Here is a 1,842-nt window from a genome sequence, read left to right as displayed (position 1 = left end):
TCGAACGCACCATGTGCGCCACGAGGCGCTCTGTTTGTATCCCCGGCTCAGCCGGGAGGAACTCGGAAGGAGGTTTCTGGGCCGGATGACTTACCTGGATCCGAAAGGTAAAGGGGACAACAGCATGTCAGAAAACCAGTGACCGGGCTCAGTTGTCGGAGACGGTGTGCTGGGCGGCCCGCGCGATATGGCGAAGACTGGATTGTTTGAATCCCAATCTCCAGAAGATGCAAGTTCCCATCCACCGGAAATGACAGCTGAAACCGGCGCCGCACCCTGCCCTGGCTTCTATGGTTGGCCGGGGCACCTCCGGGGTGCGGAGCGATGTCCAGCGAGGACATTCAAGGAGATGAGTGGGACGCCTGTGTCGCGCTAGAACGTACAGACAGGGACGAACGTGGGATCGCCTACGGGATGCGACGAACTGTATCGGCAACTGTTCAACCCGCAGTTGTATCTACTGGCCTACGGGCGCATCTACGCCAACCATGGCGCGATGACGCCCGGGGTCACGGCAGAAACCGTGGACGACATGTCACAGCGGAAGATCGGCCGGGTCATCGAAGCAATGCGCCACGAGCGCTATCGTTTCCATCCGGTCCGGCGTGTCCATATCCCGAAGAAGAACGGGAAGACGCGCCCGCTGGGGCTGCCGACCTGGTCGGACAAGCTCATCGGTGAAGTGATCCGCCTGTTATTGGAAGCGTATTACGAGCCGACGTTCTCCGACCGCTCCCATGGATTCCGTCCCCGCCGTGGCTGCCATACCGCTTTGCGGGAGGTGGACCACACCTGGACCGGGACGTCCTGGTTCATCGAAGGGGACATCGCCGACTGCTTCGGCAGCCTGGACCACCAGGTCCTGCTGACAGTCCTCGGCGAGAAAATCCATGACCAGCGGTTTCTGCGGCTGGTACGCAACATGCTCAAGGCCGGATACCTGGAGGACTGGAAGTGGGGTGCCACGCTCTCCGGAGCGCCGCAAGGCGGAGTGGCCTCCCCGGTCCTGTCCAACATCTACCTGCACAAGCTGGACGAATTCGTCGAAACAGTTCTGATTCCGGAGTACACCCGAGGGAAGCGCCGGGCCCGAAACCCGGCCTACCTGGAGTTGCAGAATCTGCTGGCGAAAGCCCGCCGGCGCGGCGACCGGGCCCAGGCCCGAGCGCTGCGCCAGCGGATGGTCAGCCTGCCGAGCTCGGATCCGAACGATCCGGCATATCGCCGGTTGCGCTACATACGCTATGCAGACGATCACCTCCTTGGTTTCACCGGACCGAAAGCCGAGGCCGAGCAGATCAAGCAGCGCCTGGCGCAGTTCCTGCGTGACGAACTCAAGCTGGAACTGTCCCAGGAAAAGACGCTGATTACTCACGCCCGCACCCAGGCAGCGAGGTTTCTCGGCTACGAGATCACGACCCAGCACAACGACACGAAGAAGACTGGCCCAACGGCAGCGAACGGCGGAACTCGCCGACCGCGAACCGGTCCGGGTGGACTATCCGCAAAAGGAACTCATCGCAAGACTCCTGGCGGACACCTGCGAAATCTGCGGAAGCAAGGGCAACGTCCAAGTGCACCACGTCCGCGCGCTCGCCGACCTCGCACATGCCGGATGGCAGCCTTCCGACTGGGCGCGCGTCATGCTCAACCGACGCCGCAAGACGGTCGTGGCCTGCGACGTTTGCCACGACCGCATCCATTCGGAACAGCCAGCCAGAACACTCACGCAGTAGTCACTGGAGAGCCGGATGACCGGGAAACCGTCATGTCCGGTTCGGCGGGAGGCCGCGCGGAACAGGACCTGCCACGGCAGGAACCTCACCGTGCGGCCGACCCAAC

General features: G+C 62.6%; 1 protein-coding gene and 1 pseudogene. Both read left to right on the top strand.

What is annotated here, in order from left to right:
• Positions 1-496: 496 nt before the first annotated feature.
• Positions 497-1,354, top strand: a pseudogene (locus tag IH50_RS43680) (reverse transcriptase/maturase family protein); the annotation flags it as partial.
• A gap of 139 nt (positions 1,355-1,493) precedes the next feature.
• Positions 1,494-1,736, top strand: coding sequence for a hypothetical protein (locus IH50_RS43675; RefSeq protein ID WP_420709175.1), 243 nt, complete (start codon positions 1,494-1,496; stop codon positions 1,734-1,736).
• Positions 1,737-1,842: the final 106 nt, after the last annotated feature.

It is taken from the genome of Streptomyces sp. NRRL S-37 (genome assembly GCF_000721605.1).
In the GTDB taxonomy this organism is placed as follows: Bacteria; Actinomycetota; Actinomycetes; order Streptomycetales; family Streptomycetaceae; genus Streptomyces.
Note: the sequence above shows the minus strand (reverse complement) of the source record. Positions and strands in the feature narration are given on the sequence as shown.